Source organism: Nocardia sp. NPDC005978 (assembly GCF_040614455.1).
Taxonomy (GTDB): domain Bacteria; phylum Actinomycetota; class Actinomycetes; order Mycobacteriales; family Mycobacteriaceae; genus Nocardia.
This window is the reverse complement of the sequence record NZ_JBEXUS010000023.1, coordinates 45852-65317: the sequence shown is the minus strand read 5'-3', so window position 1 is coordinate 65317 and position 19466 is coordinate 45852. Positions and strand designations below refer to the sequence as shown.

Genomic DNA, 19466 nt, shown 5'->3' with positions numbered 1-19466 from the left:
GCGCCGAGCCCCGCGGGCCCGGCTCGCAGGCTGTCGGCGAATGTCCGGCTACGGCCGGTGGCGGCAACCGCGATGCGCTATCGCGGGCGAATTGCACGGCCGCCTAGATTATCCGGCGTCGGTGCGGGTGAAATCCGCACGGCTGTGAATTGCGGGCCGCTGAATCACTGTGTGAATTATGCGAGATTCGCCCTGCTCAACCGAATCATCCCAAAGATCGGTAAGGGTAGCCTATACTAACTCGGGGGCGTTGCACTGCCCGGGCGCCGGGGGGCAGGTGAACCGATGATGCCGCGTGCGGTGGGCGGCGTGCAGGAGAGATGGCCAATGCCAAGGGAACTCGGATGGATCAGGCAATTTCAGGCTCCGGGTTCCGATCGCTGTCCGCCGCTGCTGATTTTCCCGCACGCGGGCGCCGGCGCGTCGGCTTATCGAGTTTTTGCCAGATCGCTGGCCCCGCACTTCGACACCGTGGTGTTCCAGTACCCGGGTCGCCAGGATCGCGCCCGGGAGGCGGCCGCGCCGACGCTGAACGAGCTTGCCGCCGGGGCATTCTCGGCCTTTCGCGGCTCACCGCATCACACCGGTGCGCCGCTGACCCTGTTCGGGCACAGCATGGGCGCGGTCGCGGCTTTCGAGTTCGCCCGCCTGGCCGAGGCCGCCGGGGTGGGCGTGCGCCTGCTGGCGGTCTCGTCCTCGGCCGCGCCCGCGCTCATCGCCGAACTGCCCCCGCACCCCACCGGTGACGAGGAACTGCTCGATCATCTGTCCGCGCTCAACGGCACCGGCGCCGAGGTGCTGGCCAGCCGGGAACTGCTGCGCATGGCGCTGCCGGTCATGAAGGCCGACTACCGCGCCTTCGATGCCTACTCGTGTGCCCCCGGCATCGCCGTGCGCGCCCCGATCGTGGCCCTGGGTGGTGACGAGGACGAATTCGTCTCGCCCCGTGCGCTGTACGCGTGGGAACCGCATACCGCCGGTGGATTGCGGGTGACGCTGTTCGCGGGCGGGCACTTCTACATCGACGAGCACGCCGCGGGCATCGCCGATCTGCTGGTCCCGCAATCGAGCGGGGTCGCATGAGCGGGGCCGATCCGGGCGATCCCATCGTGATCGCGGGCATCGGGGTCGAAGCGCCCGGCGGGGTCGGCACACCGGCGGAGTTCTGGTCCGCGCTGGCCGGGGGCCGGGAATTGATCGGCGCGTTTCCGCGTGATCGGGAATGGCCGCTCGCCGAGGTCTTGGGCCTGGGCGAGCGCGAGGGCTGGGGGACGGTGTGCGACGCCGGTGGATTCCTCACCGCCGCCGCCGAATTCGATCCGCTCTTCTTCGGCATCACCCCGCGTGAGGCCGTCGCGATGGATCCGCAACAGCGCGTGGCGCTGCGGGTGGCCTGGCGCGCCCTCGAACACGCGGGAATGAATCCGGCTGCGTTGGAAGGTGATTCGGCCGGGTGCTGGATGGGCGTCTCCACCATGGAGTACGGACCGCGCGCCTCGGAGATCAACGAGTTCAACGGCTATCGCGTCACCGGCGCCGCACAGGGCGCGGTGGCCGGTCGGATCTCGCACGCGTTCGGTCTGCTCGGGCCGTCCATCAGCGTCGATACCGCCTGCGCCTCCTCGCTCACCGCGGTGCATCAGGCCGCGGCGGCCATTCGCGCGGGCGAGTGCGATTGGGCGCTGGCGGGCGGGGTCTGCGTCATGGGCTCGCCGGGCGCGTTCTACGAGTTCGCCAGGAACAACGCCCTCGCCGCCGACGGGCACTGCCGCCCCTACGCCGCCGACGCCACCGGAACGCTGTGGGGCGAGGGTGCGGGAGTGGTTGTGCTGGAACGGGAATCACGGGCGGCGGCGCGCGGGCACCGGGTGTACGGGCGCCTGCTGGCTTCGCGGGTGAACCACAACGGCGGCGGTGCACCGCTCGCGGTGCCGAGCGCCGCCGCGCAGGAGCGCCTGATTCGCGGCACGCTGGCCGCGTCCGGGGTCGCACCGGATCGGGTCGGGGTCGTCGAGGGTCATGGAACCGGGACACCGGTCGGCGATCCGCTGGAGCTGGCCGCCTTGGCCGGCACCTACGGGAGCGCGGGCGGCGCGGGCCCGTACCTGGGTTCGGTGAAGTCGAACACCGGTCACGCCCAGGCGGCCGCGGGCATGCTGGGGCTGATCAAGGTGCTGCTGTGCGGCCTGCATGGGCAGGTCGCGCCCTCGCTGTTCGCCGACCGTCCCACCGCGGAAATCAACTGGGATACAGCCGGTTTACGGCTGGCCACCGAGCTGACGGACTGGGACCCGATCGACGACTGCCGCTACGCCGCGGTGTCCTCCTTCGGTGTCTCGGGCACCAACGCGCACGCCATCATCGGCATGCCGGTCCCGCGGGAGAGCGATGTCTAGCCACCGACTGCCCGACGGGACCATCCCGGTCCCGCTGTCCTCCGATACCGGACCGGGCCTGCGCGCCGAGGCCGCCGCCGTCGCGGGCTACCTGGAGTGCCACGCCGCGGTCGGCCCGGATCGGGTGTCGGACATGCTCTTCCGCACCAGAACCGTGCGCCGCCATCGGGCACTGGCCATGGTGACAGCCCGGTCCGACCTGCTGCAGGCCCTGCGCGCTATTGCCGCGGGCGTGCCCCATCCGCTGGTGGTGGCCGGCGACGGGCCCGCCACGGCGCGCCGCATCGGCTTCGTCTTCCCCGGCCAGGGCGGCCAGCGCCCCGGCATGGGCGGGCTGTACTACGAACTCTCCCCGGCCTATCGGGCCGCCGTCGATGCCTGTGCCGCCCTGCACGCCGCGCGATTCGGCCAGAACCAGCCGCTGCACTATCTGCTCGGCGACGAGGGCCGGTTTCAAGATGAGGTGTGGGAAGTGCAGCCCGCCTTGATGTTCCACATGACCGGGCTGGCCGCGATGTGGCGGGCCGCCGGGGTGCACCCGGCCGCCACCATCGGTCACAGCCAGGGCGAACTGGCCGCCGGTGCGGTGTCGGCGGTGATGTCGCTGCACGACGCGGTCCTGGTGGTGACGCATCGCTCCCGGCTGGTCGAGCGGCTGTCCCCGCGCGGCTACTCCATGGCGGTGCTGGCCATGGATCGCGAGGAGTGCGAGGCGCTGCTGGCCCGGCATTCGGGCTGGGCCGAACTGTCGGTGGTGAACTCCCCGCACATCATGGCCGTCTCGGGAACCCGCGAAACCGTCGGCGAACTGGTGGTGTCGGCCACCGGCGGCGGCCGGTTCGCGCGTGAGATCCGGGTCGCCTATCCGGCACACACCTCCATCGTCGCCGAATTGCGCGCGGATCTAGGCGCCTTCCTCAGCGCGGACATGGAAAACGAGCACTTCCTGCCCACCGAGATCCTCTGCTACGGCTCGACTCTCGGTGAGATCCTGTCCCCGGAGCTGGCGCAGGAGGAGTACTGGTACTGGAACCTGCGCAACCGGGTGCGCTTCGATCGTGCCGTCGTCGCGGCCGCGACCGACGGCATCGACACCTTCATCGAGGTGGTCGAACACCCCGTGTTGCAGTTGGCGATTCAGGAGAACCTCACCCTGGTCCCGCCCGACCCGGTGCACGGCCCGCGCGACTACACGGTGCTCGCCACCTCCCTGCGCACCGCGACCGGCCTGACCGAGTTCACCCGCAACCTGGCCGCGGTCGCGGTAGCCGACCTGAACTACGACTGGGACGCCCTGCGCACCGGCGAACCCCCCGCCCTCCCGCTGCGCGACTTCCCGCACACGGTCATGAACGAACGCCGCCTGTGGGCGCCGATCGGCCACGACGACAGCCGAATCCACCCGCCCCCGCCGCCGGTCCCCGCCCCACAGCGCCTGGTCGAAACCTGGATTCCCTGGAATCAGCGGTCCCTGACCCCGCCGCGCCGCATCGCCCTGATCGATCCGACGGATGACTGCGCGGAGCTGACCGCCGCCCTGGTGCGCTCCGCCGATCGATACGGAGCCAGCGCAGAAGTGCTGTCGGAGAACGAATCCGACCTGAGTGCCTACGACACCCTTGCAATCCTGCTCTCCGCGCCGTCCGCCACCGCGACCGGCGCGAACACCGACCTCTTGGCGACCTTCTTCGCCGAATCGCGCTGGATTTCGGCGGCTACTGCATTCTCAGCCGCCGCTGGAAAGCCGGCGTTCCCGCAGAACGACTTCCGGCCGACGCGGTGGGCCGCCCCCTGCGATGCCGATGAGCCGGTCGCTGCGGCCGGGCTTGCAAGCGATGTGAGACAGAGGGGCGCGCGACCGGCCTCGCCATCGAGTTGGCGGAGCGGGGCGGGACCGGAAAATGATCGCGGGACCGAGGACGTCCCGATGGCGGGCCACACCGTCCCGACGTCCGGCGACGGTCCTGCCGGTGCAGTGCCGGGCGTGCGGGCGGGACGGAATTCGGCTGTGCCGGTCGTTGCGGGCGGCACCGATCTGAGCCGTGATGACCGCGGCGCGAGTGCGGAACCACCGGCTGCGGTGAATGGGCGAGCGGCAGCGCTGCACCGTGAGCTGTGGCTGATCACCGTTGGTGGTGAGACGGTGACGTCCGGGGAAGACGGTCTCTCCCCGTACCTCGCCGCGGCTGCCGCCGGATTCCGCTGTGCGGGGGCCGAACTGCCGGGTGCGCGGGTCCGGCATCTGGACCTGTCGGCGGGGTCCGGGATCGAGCAGGCCGCCCGGGCGATCGGTGCGCTGCATACGGCCGGTGAGCCGGAGATGGCGCTGCGTGCGGAGAAGGTGTTCGTCAAACGCCTGGTGTCCGACGACTCCGCGCCCGGCCCGGCGGCGGATCTCGGCCACGTCTTGATCGTGGGCGGTACGGGAAAACTCGGGCTGTTGTTCGCAGAGCATTTCGCGCGGACCGGTGCAATCCGGGTGACACTGCTGAGCCGCACCGGTGAATCTCCTTCCATAGCAGCCGATCTCGTCCGACTGCGCGGAATCGGGCGCACCGAGATCGAGGTGGCGGCGTGCGACGTCGTCGATCCCGCGGCGCTCGCGCTGTTCGCCGGCGCATCCGCCGCGCGGCCGGTGAGCCTGCTGATTCACGCGGCGGTCGACTACGTGGCCGCCGATCTCGCGGACATCGGCCCAGACCTGGTTGTCGCCGCCACGGCCGCCAAGGTGATCGGACTGGAATCGGTCCTGGCCACGGTGGCGCGTACCCCCACCTGCCGCATCGTGCTGTGCTCGTCGCTGGCGGCGACCATCGGTGGCCGGGGCCAGGCCCTGTACGCGGCGGCCAACCGCCTGCTCGACGTGACCGCGCGGCGGCTGCGCGCGGACGGCCTGGACGCCACCGCCCTGCAGTGGAGCCTGTGGAGCGAGGCGGGCCCGCTCGACGCCGACGGTTTCGCCCGGGTCTCGGGAGTCGGTGTGTACCCGATGAATCCACCGGACGCGATTGCCGCCGGTCTCACCGGCGCGCCCGCCGACGCGGTGATCATCTCCGCCGACTGGCCCACGTTGCGCGATGTGCTCGATGCGTTCGGTCAGGCCCCGCTGCTCGCACTGGTTCCCGACCCTCCGGAACAGGCGGCCGGGCACCGGAATCCGGCGGCCGAGCCGTTCGGCGCCGGCTTCGATCGGCCCGGAGCTGTGATAGGCCGGGCCGGCTCTTCGGCCGGGCAACTGGGGACCGCAGCGGCCCGGGGGACCCCGGGCGGACAGTCGATGCAGGACCGGACGTCCGAAGCCGCGAACCGACCTTCGCCGCACGCGGTTCCGGGACCGGACGCCTCCGGCCCCGAGGGGCGGTCGGCCGCGGCGGGCGCTCCGGTTCCGGCCGACACCCGCCCGCTCGCCGATCGAGTGCTCACCGAACTCGAACGCGTCATGGGCGTGGCGCCCGGCGAGCACCTCGACCGTTCCATTCCACTGGTCGCCCTGGGCCTGGATTCGTTGCAGGCCCTGGACTTCCGCAAACGCGTGCGATCGGTCCTGGACCGGGACCTGCCGGTCGCGGCGATTCTGGGCGGCGCGTCGTTCGACGACGTCGTTTCGCTCATGGCACAGAACACCATCCAGCGCTGAGGGGCCAGATCTCATGTCAGACACCGACGCCACCGTGCGCGAAGACCTGTCCGCCACCGACCGCCGCCGTGCGCTGTTGCGCCGCCGGCTGGCCGAGAACGGCCTGGCCGAGGACGGTTCGGGTGCTCCGCCGCCGCGCACCGCGGCGGGGGAGCGCCGTCCGCTCTCGGCCGGACAGCGCCGGATGTGGTTCCTGCAAACCCGCGATCCCCTCGACACCGCCCTCAACATCTGTGTGGCCTACCGGCTTTCGGGCGAGCTCGACGCGGACCGCCTGCACACGGCGTTCACCGCCGTCGCCGCCCGGCACGACATCCTGCGCACCACCTACGGCGTGGACGCCGACGGTGAACCGTTCCAGGTGTTCACCGACACCGCCGAGGTGTCCTGGCGATCCCACGATCTGACCGACCTGCCCGAGCAGAGTCGCCCGGTGCGCGTGGAGGTCCTGGCCCGCCGGGAGTTCGCGCGCGCCTTCGACCTGGCGACCGAGACACCGCTGCGGGTGAGCCTGGTGCGCACCGGCGCCCGAGACCACGTGCTGCTGCTGGCCGTGCATCACATCTGCTGGGACGACGATGCCTGGGGAGTGCTGTTCACCGAACTGAACGCGGCCTATCGCGGCAGCGGGAAGCCGGCCCTCGCAGCGCAATTCATCGATCTGGAGGTGCTCGACGCACCCGCCGAGAACGACGCCGACGTCGACTACTGGCGCACAACACTGCGCCCGCCCCCCGAGCCGCTGGAGCTGCCGGGTGCGGCGCTGCCCGCCCCCGGCCGCGCCGCCGCCCGCCGCACCGTCCCACTGCCCGCGGGCCTGCTCGACCGGGTGGACGCCTTCGCGCGCGCCCACGCGGCCAGCCCCTTCATGGTGCTGCTCGCCGCCTACGCCGCCCTCATCGAGCGCTACACCGCCGCGGGCGATTTCCTGGTCGCCATCCCGGTCACCGACCGCCGCTCCGCCGCCGCCGAAAACCTGATCGGCTACTTCGGCAACACCCTGCTGATCCGCGAAACCGTGCCCGCGGGAGCCTCGTTCACCGACCTGGTGGAGTCCACCAAACACACCTGCCTCGCCGCCTTCGCCCGCCAGGGCGTCGGGATCGATCGGGTGGTGCGCGAGGTGAATCCCGAGCGCGCCGGCGGCCGGGACGGCATGGATCAGCTGGCGCGCCTGGGCTTCAGCGTGCGCAAGAACGTGAACGGCTTCGACCTGGACGGCATCGACGCCACCCGGCTCGACGAGCTCGGCGCACCCACCGCGCAGGTGCCGCTGGCGCTGGCCGTGGTCACCGCGGCGTCCGCCGACTCGGCGTCCCTTGACTCGGAATCCACGGGGCCGCACCGGGTGCCGGCCGTGCTGGAAGCCGAGTACCAGGTCGACGTGCTGCACGGCGCGCTCGTGCAGCGCATGCTCGAGCACTACGCCCACCTCCTGGACAGTGCCCTGACCACGCCGGATCGCCGCCTCGGCAACCTCGACATGCTCGGCCCGGACGACGCCGCCGAACTCCTGGACCTGTCCCGCGGCCCGCTCGTCCCCGCCGCTCCCACGACCGTCGTCGAGCTCTTCGAACACTCGGTGGCCGCGACCCCGCAGGCCACGGCCCTGGTCTCGGACACCGAGCACCTCACCTACGCGGACCTCGCCGCCCGCGTGCACCGGCTGGCGCACAAGCTGATCCGCGACGGCATCGGCCCCGAGGACATCGTCGGCCTGCGGATGAGCACCTCGGTCGACTTCATCGTGGCCCTGTTCGCGGTGCTGGAAGCGGGCGCGGCCTACCTGCCCATCGACCCGGCCTACCCGCCCGACCGCATCGCCTACCTGGTCGCCGATGCCCGCCCCCGGCTGGTCCTGGATCACGAGTCCTTCGCCGCGGCCGAAACCGCCGCCGCCGAACTTTCCGGCGCCGCACCCGCCGATGCCGATCGCATCCGCCCGCTGCACCCGTCCAACCTGGCGTACATCATCTACACCTCCGGTTCCACCGGCCGTCCCAAGGGCGTCCCGGTCGAGCACGCGGCCATCGCCGAGCACGTCACCGGCTTCGCGGCCGAATGGGGCATGACCGCCCAGGATCGCCTGCTGCAATCGTCCTCGGTCAGCTTCGACGCCTCCCTGCTGGACATCTTCGTCACCCTGGCCCTGGGCGCGCGGCTCGTCGTGCCGAAACCCGATGCCTTCCGGGACATCCGGTACGTCGCCGATCTCATCACCCGCCAGGGCGTGACGGTGCTGCACATGGTGCCGTCGATGCTGAGCACCTTCCTGCTGCTGCCCGAGGTCAGCGAATGGCGTGCGCTGCGCCATGTTCCGGTCGGCGGCGAGGCGCTCACCGGGGAAGTGGCCGACCGTTTCGCCACCGTCTTCGACGCCGAACTGCGAAATCACTACGGCCCCACCGAGGCCGTGGTCTGCGCCACCCACATGCCGGTGGAAGGCCCGCAGGGCACGGGCATCGTGCCCATCGGGGTGCCGAACCGGAACGTCGCGGCCTACATCCTGGACGACGCGCTGGGCCTGGTGCCCGCCGGCGTGGTCGGCGAAATCTACCTGGGCGGTGCGCAATTGGCGCGCGGGTACCTGGGCAGGCCGGGGCTGACCGCCGAGCGTTTCGTCGCCGACCCCTTCTCCCCGGGCGCGCGCCTGTATCGGTCCGGAGATCTGGCCCGCCGCAACGAGTTCGGCGAGATCGACTTCGTGGGCCGGGCCGACGAACAGGTCAAGGTCCGCGGCTACCGCATCGAACTCGGCGAGGTCGAAGCCGCGCTGACCGCGCACCCCGCGGTCGGGCACTGCGTGGTCGTGGTGGCCCGGGATCAGGCGGCCGGTCCGCTGCTGGCCGCCTACGTGGTGCCCGCGGCCGGGCAGCGGGTGGAGATCGAGGGTGTGCGCGCGCACGCCGCGACCGTGCTCCCGGAGTTCATGGTGCCCGGCGCTTTCGCCGTCATCGACGAGATTCCGCTGACGGTCAACGGCAAGCTGGACCGGCGAGCCCTGCCCGCGGCGGTCCCCGCGACCCGCCGGGTCCACCGCGCCCCCGCCACCGCGACCGAGCGCCGCCTCTGCGAGATCTACGGTCAGCTCTTCGATCGCGAGTCCGTGGGTGCGGACGACTCGTTCTTCGAACTGGGCGGCCATTCCCTGCTGGCGGCTCGCCTGATCGCCCGGATGCGCGCCGAATTCGGGGTGGAACTCGAGGTCCGGGTCGTCTTCGACGCGCCGACGGCGGCGGGACTGGCCGCGCTGCTGGTGGCGCACTTCCGCGCGGAGTTCGACATCGACCTCGACGCGGCGACATCCGGCGCGGTGGGCTTCGAATCGGCTCCCGAGCCCACCGACCGGCCCGCGCTCGTCGAACGTCAACGGCCGCAGCGTCTTCCGCTGTCGTACTCACAGCTGGCCATGTGGTTCCAGTACCGCATGGAGGGTCCGAGCGCGGTCGGCAATCTGCCCTTCGCGATGCGCGTGGACGGCGCACTGGACACCGCGGCCCTCACCGCCGCGCTGAACGATGTGGTCACCCGGCACGAGGCGCTGCGCACCTCGTTCCCCGAACAGGGCGGTGTGCCCTGCCAACTCGTGCACGATCACCTCGAGATCCCGCTGCCCGTCACCGATATCGACGCCGCCGCACTGGATTCCGAACTCGCGGCGATCGCCGGCCTGCACTTCGCCGTGGAATCCGCCCCGCTGCTGCGGGCCCGGCTGCTGGTGCTCGGCCCCGAGACCCGGGTGCTGTCCCTGCTCGTGCATCACATCGTCGCCGATCACGCCTCCCTCGGCCTGCTGCTGGCCGACCTGGTGACCGCGTACCGGGCGCGGGTGGCCACCGCCGCGCCGCCGCGGTGGCCCGCACTCCCGGTGCAGTACGCGGACCACGCGCTGTGGCAGCACGAGGTCTTCGACACCGGCGCGGGTGGTGCGCCGAGCGCGTTCGCCCGGGCTCGGATCGATTACTGGCGTGCGACTCTGGCCGGCGCGCCCGTCGAAATCGATGTCGCGCACGATCGCCCGCGCCCGCCGATCCCGGGTAGGCGCGGCGAGGTCGTCACCTTCACCCTCGCCCCGGCCCGGCGCGCGGAACTCACCGCGCTCGCCGAGCACTGTGGCGCCACCGAATTCATGCTCTACCAGTCGATCGTGGCGACCCTGCTGCACACACTCGGCGGGGGACCGGACATCACCCTCGGCACGCCCGTCGCCGCACGCGTGGACACGGCCGTGCAGCACCTGGTGGGTCTGTTCGCCAATATGGTCGTGCTGCGCAACGACCTGTCCGGCGCGCCCACGCTGCGCGACACCGTGCTGCGCGGCCGCGATGTCGTGCTCGACGCGTACGCGCACCAGGAATTGCCGATCGAGCGGGTGGTGGAAGCGCTCAATCCGCCGCGGTCGCGCTCCCGCAATCCGCTGTTCCAGTCCATGCTGCACTTCCGCGGCGCGGAGTGGGCGCCGGCGGCCCTGGCGCTGTCCGGGGACACCACCGTGACGGTCCTGCCCGTCGATTTCGACGTCTCGTTCCTGGACCTGAATCTGAGCCTGACCGTGACCGCGGACGGCGGTCTGGCGGTGCGGGTGGTCGCGAATGCCGATCTGTACGAGCCGGATACGGTCCGTTCCATCGCCGCGGCACTGGACGCCGCCCTGCACGCCTACGCCACCGAGCCCGGCCTCCCGGTCGCGGAACTGACGGTCCTGCCCGCCGCCGAACTCGAACGGCTGCGGACCGCGCCCCGGCCCGTGGTGCGCGACCGCACCCCGGAAACGGATCCGGACCGCCCCGCGACCCCCACCGAGATCACCCTCATCGCCCTGCTGGAAGAACTGCTGGAGATCACCGGGGTCGATCCCGAGGACAACTTCTTCGCCCTCGGCGGCGACAGCGTGATCTCGATCCAATGGTCCGCGCGTGCGGCGGAGGCGGGCCTCGCGCTGACGCCGCAGCTGGTGTTCGAGCACCTGACGATCGCCGAGCTGGCCGCCGCGGTGTCCGCCACGGAAAGCGCTGATCCGCAGCCGGATTCGGCCGCCGGACCGCGCTCCGCGCCCATGAGCGCCTCCGGCCTCGACGCCGAGGCGCTGGCAGCGCTGACGACCGCGTGGCAGGAGCGGCCGTGAACCAGCCGTCGCGCATCCGGGATGTCCTGGCCCTGAGCCCTTTACAGCAGGGCTTGTTCGCGCTGGCCCGTGTCGGTGGACCCGACCTGGACCTGTACACCATGCAGTTCGTCGCGGATGTCGACGGCCCGCTCGACCTGCCGCTGCTGCGCCGCAGCGCCGCCGCGATGCTGGAACGCCACCCGAATCTCGAGGCGGCGTTCTGGGACGAGAACGTGCCGCACCCGGTGCAGATCATTCCGGCCGAGGTAGAGCTGCCGTGGTACGAAGACGACTGCACTGCTGAGCAATTCGATGATATGGCCGCCGCCGATCGCCGCACGCCGTTCGACCTGTCCCGGGGTCCGGCCCTGCGCTTCCGCATCGTGCACGACCCGCGTTCGGGCGCGCGCCGCCTGATTCTGACCGCGCACCACATCCTCATGGACGGCTGGTCGGTCGCGGTATTCGTCACCGAACTCCTGGCCGTGCACGCGGCGGGCGGCCGCACCGGCGCACTGCCCGCACCGCACCCCTACCGGGACTACATCGCCTGGCTCGCCGGGCGGGATCGCGCCGTGGCCACGGCCGCGTGGGCCGACTACCTGAGCCTGCTGTCCGCCCCGCTCATGCTGGCCGAGGCTGTCCCACAGCCGAACTCGATCCCCGAGACGACCAGGCTGCTGCTCTCCGCCGCCGACACCCGCCGACTCCGCGACTGGTCGCGAGAGCACGGGCTGACGCTCAATACCGCCGTGCAATTCGCCTGGTCGGTCCTGCTCGGCCGCCTCACGGACCGCCGCGACATCGTCTACGGCGCCACGATCTCCGGCCGCCCCGAACATCTTCCGGGCGTGGAGACCATGGTCGGCCTGTTCATCAACACGGTCCCGGTCGCACACCGCCTCGATTACACCCTGAGTGTCGTCACGCAATGTCAACGCCTGCAACGCGACTGCGCCGCCATGCGCGATCACGGGTACCTGGCCCTCTCCGACATTCAGCGCGCCGGCGGCCACGGTTCCCTCTTCGACACCCTCTTCGTCTTCGAGAACGCTCCCATCGGCGCCGCCGTCCACGCGGTCCGCACCCCCGATGGGGCCCACTTCCGCCCCCGCGAGATGGAAAGCCTGGCCCACTACCCCCTCACCGTCGTCGCCCACCTCGCCGCCGACGACCTGGTGGTCCTGATCGAGGCCGTCCCAGCCGCCCTGCCCCACCTGTCCGCCCCCGACCTGGGCGCCCGCCTCCTCGGCCTGCTCCGCCAACTCCCCGGCATCGCCGACGCGACCCCCGACGCCCTGGAGGTGCTGACCGCTGCCGAAGGTCTGAACGGACTTCTCTCAGCTCCGAATGGCACGTCTGCAGGTCCGAACGGCCCTGTCGGTGCGGTGTCGCCCGCACCGGCCGCCTCGGCGTTCGCCGGGTCCGTTTGGACCGGGTTCGAAGAACAGGCCGCGCGGACTCCCGGCGCGGTGGCTCTGCAGACGAGCGGGGGAGTGTGTCTGACCTATCGCGAGCTACGCGCCGCCGCCGCTCGGCTGGCCAACGAGCTGGCCGGGTGGGGTGTGGGACCGGAATCCGTTGTCGCCCTGCTGCTGCCGCGCGGACCGGAGGCCATAGTCGCACTGCTCGCCACCCTGGCAGCCGGCGCGGCCTATGTGCCGGTGGACATCTCGCTTCCGCCCGCGCGAATCGAATCCATCCTCGAGCAATCGGCGCCCGCCCTGCTGGTCACCGTGGCCGCCTGTCGCGAATCGGTGGGCGGCCGGAAATCCGTGCTGCTGGACGACCCTTCGGTCGCCGAGCGGCTGTCCCGTCATCCCGTCACGACACCCGAGGTGTTCCGCCACCCGCTGCACGCCGCGTATCTGATCTTCACCTCCGGCTCGACCGGTGCACCCAAGGGTGTCACGGGCACCCATGCCGCCCTTCTGGCCTACTGCGCCGACCATCGCGAACGCGTCTACCGCTCCGCCCGTGCCCGTCTCGGCCGCCCGCTGCGCATAGCGCACGCCTGGTCGCTGAGCTTCGACGCCTCCTGGCAGCCCATGGCCGGGCTGCTCGACGGCCACACCGTGCACCTGTTCGACGCCGAGGAGCTGCGCGACGCGGGCCGATTGGTCGAGGGCATAGCCGAATTCGCCCTGGACATGATCGATACGACACCGTCGATGTTCGCCCAGCTCCTGGCCGCCGGGCTCGCGGACCGCCCGCTCCCGGTGCTGGCCCTCGGCGGTGAAGCGATCGACGGCGCGCTGTGGACCCGCATGCGAGCCCTGGCTCCGGCAGGTGGTGCACCGGGCACCGCCGTCTACAACTGCTATGGGCCGACCGAGACCACCGTCGAAGCGGTCGTCGCGCCGGTCGCGGACCACGAGACCCCCACCATAGGGACGCCGAACACCGGAATGGCCTGCTACGTATTGGATTCCAGGCTGCGCCCGGTGCCGCACGGCGTCGTCGGCGAGCTGTACCTGTCCGGCCCGCAACTCGCGCGCGGCTATGTCGAGCGGGCCGCCGCCACCGCCGATCGCTTCGTCGCGGACACCTTCCGGCCCGGCCACCGCATGTACCGCACGGGCGATCTGGTGCGCCGCCTCGCCCACGGCGGTCTCGGCTATCTGGGCCGCGCCGACGACCAGGTCAAAGTGCGCGGCTACCGCATCGAGATGGGCGAAATCGAGACGGCGCTACGACGATTGCCCGGCGTGAGCACGGCCGCGGTCACCGTGGTCCGCCGGGCGGGCGGCGCGAGTCTCGTGGGTTTCCTGGTGGGGGATCCCCGTGCTCGCGGAGATGTGATCGACCCCGCGCGGCTCCGCGCGGTTCTCGCGGAAAGCTTGCCCGCGTACATGATTCCCGCCCGCCTGCTCGTCCTGCCGAATCTGCCCACCACCGTGAACGGCAAACTCGACGCCCGCGAACTCACGAGCATGGCCGAACAGGCTCTGTCGGCGACCGGCGTCCGCGACACCGCGGCCACCCCCACGGAGAAGGAACTCGGCGAAATCCTGACCGAGCTCTTCGAAGGCCGCACCCCCGCCGCCGACGACGACTTCTTCGCCCTGGGCGTGGACAGCATCGTCGCCATCGACCTGGTCAACAGAGCTCGCCGCCGCGGCCTGACCCTCACCCCGCGCATGGTGCTGGCCACGCCCACCATTCGCGACCTCGCCGCCGCCGTGGATGCCGCTGCCGCCCCGGGTGTTCCGGACCGAACCCCCGACTACGGCGAGGTGCCGCCGCTCCCGGTGGTCGCCTGGCTGCACGAGTACGGCAACTACCGCCGCTTCACCCAGACCGCCCTGCTGCGCACCCCGCCGGGGATGACCCGCCCGCAGCTCGAAGTCGCACTGCGGATTCTGCTGGACAACCACGACACCCTGCGCGCGATCCTCACCGATACCCCGGCCGGGCCACGCCTGCGCACACGGGAGCGCGGGAGCGTGCCGGTTGGGAATATCTTTGTGGACCGGCTCGACTCGGGGCGGGACGGTCCGCCAACCGCTGGTCCGCCAACTGCCGGCCTGTCACCTTCCGGTCCCGTGGAGTCCGGCCCCGAGCACTCGACCGCCGGTGGTCCGCCCGCATCGGCGCACTCCACGCCGGCCTGCGATCCGCCGTCCCCCGGCGCCTTCGCCGCGGCACTACGCGCGGCCGCTCGCCGCGCCGACGACGGCATCGACCCCCGCACCGGCGATATGGTCCGCGCGGCATGGTTTCCACACGCACCCGGGGGCGCGGTTCTGCTGCTGGCCATCCACCACTTGGCCGTCGACGTGGTGTCCTGGCACCTGCTCCTCGCGACCCTGAACGACGCGCGGGCGCGAGCCGGCATGGGCGACGCACCCCGCCCACTGCCGGAAGTCACGGCCTACCGCGAGTTCGCCCGGTTGATGGGGGAGCGGGCCCACGATCCCGCCGTGTCGGCGCAACGCGACTACTGGGCGAGCCAACTGCGCGGCCCGGATCCCGCCCTCGGAGCCCGGATTCCGGACCCGCGCACCGACACCTGGTCGACCCTGCGCGTCGCCACCGCGCACACCCCGGTCGCCGTCACCGAACGACTGCTGTCCCGCCTCACCCGCGCCGAGGGCGTGCGCGAATTCCTGCTCACCGCCCTCACCATCACCCTGGCGAGCTGGCGCGCGGAACGCGGGCAGGATTCGACCGGGGGAGCGCTCATCGCCCTCGAAGGGCACGGCCGCGCGGACGAACTGCTCGGCACCGACACGAGCAACACGGTCGGCTGGTTCACCACGGTCTACCCGGTCCGGCTCGGGCGCGGCGCGCAAGTCGATCATGCCCGGGCGCACCGGGATCCGAGTGCCGCGCGCGCCCTGCTCGACTCCGTGGCCGAGCACCTGACCGCCCTGCCGAATCAGGGTTCGGACTACGGCGTCCTGCGCTACCTCACCCGCGACCCGGAATTGGCGACGGCCCCGCACCCGCAGCTCGAGTTCAACTACCTGGGCCGCGTCGACCTCACGGCCGGGGACGCGACGGCCTGGTCCCTGTACACGGGTGAACACGCCGAGGCGCTGCCCCTGGACCCGGAACCGGATCTACCGCTGCGCTACGCCCTCGACGTGATCGCGGGCATCGGCGCGACCCCCGAAGGCCCGCGCCTGACCACCACGTGGCGCTGGAGCACCGCCCTGTTCACCGAGTCCGAGGCCGTCCGGCTGACCGAACTCTGGAACCTCAGCGTCCGCGCCCTGAGCGCGGCGCTGTGACGAGCCCCGGGTCGCCGCCACCGGCTGGGGCGGCGGCGATCCGGGCCCGACCGGCTCAGTGGGTGATGAGCTGCCAATCGTCGGGCAGATGCGACGCCGTCACCCGATCGCCCTCCACCGCGAGATCGATCAGCGCACCGCCGAGCCGCAGATCGGTGAGCTCCACCCGTCCCCAGCGCGCGGGCAGATGCGGCAGCACCGTCAGCGATCGGCGCGGCACATCCGGATCCAGCCCCAGGAACGAGCGCACCAGCAGCAACGGTGCGGCGCTCGCCCACGCCTGCGGGGAGCAGGAGGTCGGGTAGGGCACCGGCGCGGGGAACTTGGAACGCGGGAAACCGCAGTACAACTCGGGCAGTCGCCCCCCGAACGCGGCCGCGGCGTCCCACAGCCCGTCGGCCAGCCGGGTCGCCAGGGTGATGGCCCCCGGAATGTGCCGGTACTTCAGCAGCCCCGCGACCCCGATCGCGGTGTCGTGCGGCCACACCGAGCCGTTGTGGTAGCTCATCGGGTTGTAGGCGCCCATGTCCGAAGACAGTGTGCGCAAACCGAATCCGCTGTCCATGTCCGCGGCCGAGAGCCGTTCGATCACGATCGCCGCGTGCTCGTCCGAGACGATGCCCGACCACAGGCAGTGTCCGATATTGCTGGTGAGCGCGTCCAGCCGGCGCTTGCTGCCGTCCAAACCCACCGCGAACCAGCCCTTTTCGGGCAGCCAGAACGCTTCGGCGAACTTGGTGCGCAGATCCGCGGCCCTATCCCGCAGATGTCCGGCGGTGATGCCGTCGCCGAACTCCTCCGCCAGGTCGGCGCGCGCCAGCAGCGCGGCGTACACGTACCCCTGCACTTCACACAGTGCGATGGGTGGCTCCGGCAGGTGCCCGAGCACGTCGTTGATGCCGTCGAAGCTGTCCTTCCAGCCCTGGTTGATCAGGCCCCGGTCGGTGGCGCGCCGGTACTCCACGAACCCGTCGCCGTCCCGATCGCCGTGGTCGGTGATCCACGCCAGGGCCGCGTCGGCGGCGGGCAGCAGGGCCCGCACCGCCTCCACGTCCGCGCCCCAGCGCCGGGCCTGCGCCAGCAACATGACGAAAAGCGGTGTGGCGTCGATGGTTCCGTAGTACGTCTCGCCGCCCAGAACCTGACCGCTGGCCGGACCGCGGCGCATCTCGTGCATGATGCGCCCGGGCTGCTCCTCGGTGAGCGGATCGTGCTTGGTCCCCTGCATCTCCGCGAGCTGCTGCATGGTGCCGACCGCCAGGCCCACGTCCAGCGGCAGCGCCATCCACGCGGTCAGCAGGGAATCCCGCCCGAACAGCGTCATGAACCACGGCGCGCCCGCCGCCACGAAGGGCCGCCCGCCCCGCGTTTCGTCGTGAATCTGCAGTGCGCCCAAATCACTTTCGGTGCGCTGCAGGACCCAGGCCAGGTGCGGATCCGAGGCGGTGACATTGGTGGCGCTGTCGCGCCAGGCCGCGATCTTGCGACTCGGCTCGCTGAATTCGTACTGCTCGCCCGCGCGCGGCGGTGAGTGCACCGACTGCCCGCCGTGGGTTGGCTGGGCCACGATCTCGGTCTGCCAGCTCCCCCCGGCGGGGACCACCACCCGCCACGACAGCGAACCCGGCAGCACCACGGGCGTTTCCGAGGACGAGACCGCCAGCCCGCGGGTGCGGTCCGAGCGATCGTTCAGCAGCAACTCCACGTCGGCCACCATGATCTCGGCCCGTGCGCTGGCGGTGCGGCCCTCCTTGACCGCGAACAGGTCCACGAAATCGGCGTCGACGAGCAATTGCAGGTCCATGGCGGTGGTTTCGCGCCCCAGGTTCTCCACCGTGATCGTCTCCCGCAGCCCGTCGGCGACCAGCCGTTCCCGGACGATGAGCACCGTACTGTCCGCTGCGCCGGCCCGGGGCGGCCGGCGCAGTATGAACCGGGCGGTGAAGGCCTCCGGGTTCAATACCGAGAGCGGTTCGGGCCGTTGCCCGTCCAGGCGTAACTCCCAGCGGGACAGCACCCGGGCGTCGCGATAGAACAGTCCGTACGGGGTGCCCGGCTCCACGTCGCCGAGCCGGTCCGATAGACAGAAGGTGCTGCCCTCCACCAGGGTTACCGCACCGCTGAGGCCGCCCAGCGCCGACGGTTCACCGGCGTTCAGAGCGGCCGGGGCCTCTCCGTTCATATGAGCCTTCCTGTGTCGTCTCCACGCCCGCGGGTGTCGTCACCGGGCCGGCGGCATGGATTGGTGCGCGGCGTTGGCGGATCGGGCGTGAATCGCGGTGACCCGGTTGCCGCGGTGGGGTGCACGGGCGCGCAGCACGCGGTGATAGATCTCCTCGTAGCCCCGGCCCAGGGTGTCCGCCCCGAAGTGCGCCAGCACGTGATCGCGCATGGCCTGCGGATCGTAGGTCTGCACTTCCTTGATGGCGGTGGGGAGTTCGCTCGGGTCGTCGCAGACGCGCCCGGTGACGCCGTCCACGATGACCTCGGCGACCGCGCCTCCGCGCAGGGCGACCACGGGCGTGCCGCAGACCATCGCCTCGATCATGACCATGCCGAACGGTTCCTCCCAGCGGACCGGGAACAGCAGGCAGCGCGCCCCGGTCAGCAGTGTGCGTTTGGCGGCGGCGTCGGCCATTCCGAACATGTGATCGCGCTCGGTGAGCAACGGCCGTACCGCACTGTCGAAATATCTCAACTCGGGTGGTTCGGCGCACTTTCCGGCGAGGATCAGCGGAATATCGGCGGCGTGCGCGGCCTCCAGCGCCAGGTGGGGCGCCTTCTCCTCGGTGAACCGGCCCAGGAACAGAGCGTAGTCCTGTTTCTCGGGCTGGAAGGGCCAATCCGGGACACGGAGCGCATTGTGCACGCGTCCAACCCAATTCAGGTCCGGTGCCAGCTCGCGCTGCCGGTCGCTGATCGCCACCAGGTGCGCGTCCGAGCCGAGCGCGCGGTAGTACGGATACGGATCGCCGGTGACCGGACCGTGCACGGTGACCACGGTCGGCAGGCCGAGCGCGCCGTACGCGGGCATGTTGAGCGGTCCGGCGAAGGTGTGGTCGTGCACCAGATCCAAGCCGTCCAGTACGGCCAGTTCCTCGATGGCGCGCCGAACCTTCAACGCGTGCAGCACCTCCGGGAAGGGATTGCCGAGTCCGTCCGATTGGATGCGATCCCACAGCGAGACCAGCCTGCCCCGCGTCCCGTTCTCGCCCGCGCCGAACAGCGTCACCCGGTGCCCGCGATCGGTGAGCGCGTCGACCAGGTCGGCCACCACCGCTTCCACGCCGCCGTACGCCTTGGGCGGTATGTCGAAATACGGGGGCACCACCATGGCGATGCGGAGCTGTTCCCGATCGAGGAACGGAAATTCGAATGCGGCAGTTGCCGGGCCGGGCGTCACGTAATCCGTGCGCATAGCCCCTCCTTCCAGAACGCGAGCGTCGACACCCGATGTGCGCGGGGCATCGAGACAGGTGATCGTGGTCCGGGAAGACGGCGCGACTACAGCACCATTGGTGGGGTCGTCACCGTCGGTCGTTCACGGTGAGACCAGGATCGAAGGTCCGCCGGGTCGCGTCGTCGCGACG

General features: G+C 71.2%; 7 protein-coding genes. 5 read left to right on the top strand and 2 right to left on the bottom strand.

The window, feature by feature from the left end:
* Positions 1-327 precede the first annotated feature (327 nt).
* From ABZ319_RS13350 to ABZ319_RS13330, 5 genes are read left to right on the top strand one after another with little or no spacing between them, the layout of a single operon-like run.
* Complete coding sequence (locus tag ABZ319_RS13350) at positions 328-1083, top strand: alpha/beta fold hydrolase (protein WP_354986639.1); 756 nt, start codon at positions 328-330, stop codon at positions 1081-1083.
* Complete coding sequence (locus ABZ319_RS13345; RefSeq protein WP_354986638.1) at positions 1080-2396, top strand: polyketide synthase; 1317 nt, start codon at positions 1080-1082, stop codon at positions 2394-2396. The genes ABZ319_RS13350 and ABZ319_RS13345 overlap by 4 nt, the downstream gene beginning before the upstream one ends.
* A complete protein-coding gene (locus ABZ319_RS13340) occupies positions 2389-6033 on the top strand; it encodes an acyltransferase domain-containing protein (protein ID WP_354986637.1) in 3645 nt (1214 codons plus the stop codon). The genes ABZ319_RS13345 and ABZ319_RS13340 overlap by 8 nt, the downstream gene beginning before the upstream one ends.
* A 13-nt stretch (positions 6034-6046) precedes the next feature.
* Positions 6047-11158: an amino acid adenylation domain-containing protein gene (locus tag ABZ319_RS13335; protein ID WP_354986636.1), complete on the top strand. Its 5112-nt coding sequence runs from the start codon at positions 6047-6049 to the stop codon at positions 11156-11158.
* Entirely contained in the window at positions 11155-15876 is a 4722-nt protein-coding gene (locus ABZ319_RS13330; RefSeq protein WP_354986635.1) for an amino acid adenylation domain-containing protein, read from the top strand. The genes ABZ319_RS13335 and ABZ319_RS13330 overlap by 4 nt, the downstream gene beginning before the upstream one ends.
* Before the next feature lie 55 nt (positions 15877-15931).
* Here ABZ319_RS13330 and ABZ319_RS13325 read toward each other — a convergent pair whose 3' ends face one another.
* Complete coding sequence (locus ABZ319_RS13325; RefSeq protein WP_354986634.1) at positions 15932-18058, bottom strand: glycogen debranching N-terminal domain-containing protein; 2127 nt, start codon at positions 18056-18058, stop codon at positions 15932-15934.
* A gap of 39 nt (positions 18059-18097) precedes the next feature.
* Positions 18098-19210, bottom strand: a complete 1113-nt coding sequence (locus ABZ319_RS13320; RefSeq protein ID WP_354986672.1) for a glycosyltransferase family 4 protein — start codon at positions 19208-19210, stop codon at positions 18098-18100.
* Positions 19211-19466: the final 256 nt, after the last annotated feature.

What these genes read in the sequence shown, in the direction of transcription:
- ABZ319_RS13350 (WP_354986639.1), top strand. Translation starts at nt 328, where the DNA reads ATGCCAAGGGAACTCGGATGGATCAGGCAATTTCAGGCTCCGGGTTCC.
- ABZ319_RS13345 (WP_354986638.1), top strand. Translation starts at nt 1,080, where the DNA reads ATGAGCGGGGCCGATCCGGGCGATCCCATCGTGATCGCGGGCATCGGG.
- ABZ319_RS13325 (WP_354986634.1), bottom strand. Translation starts at nt 18,058, where the DNA reads ATGAACGGAGAGGCCCCGGCCGCTCTGAACGCCGGTGAACCGTCGGCG.
- ABZ319_RS13320 (WP_354986672.1), bottom strand. Translation starts at nt 19,210, where the DNA reads ATGGTGGTGCCCCCGTATTTCGACATACCGCCCAAGGCGTACGGCGGC.
- ABZ319_RS13335 (WP_354986636.1), top strand. Translation starts at nt 6,047, where the DNA reads ATGTCAGACACCGACGCCACCGTGCGCGAAGACCTGTCCGCCACCGAC.
- ABZ319_RS13340 (WP_354986637.1), top strand. Translation starts at nt 2,389, where the DNA reads ATGTCTAGCCACCGACTGCCCGACGGGACCATCCCGGTCCCGCTGTCC.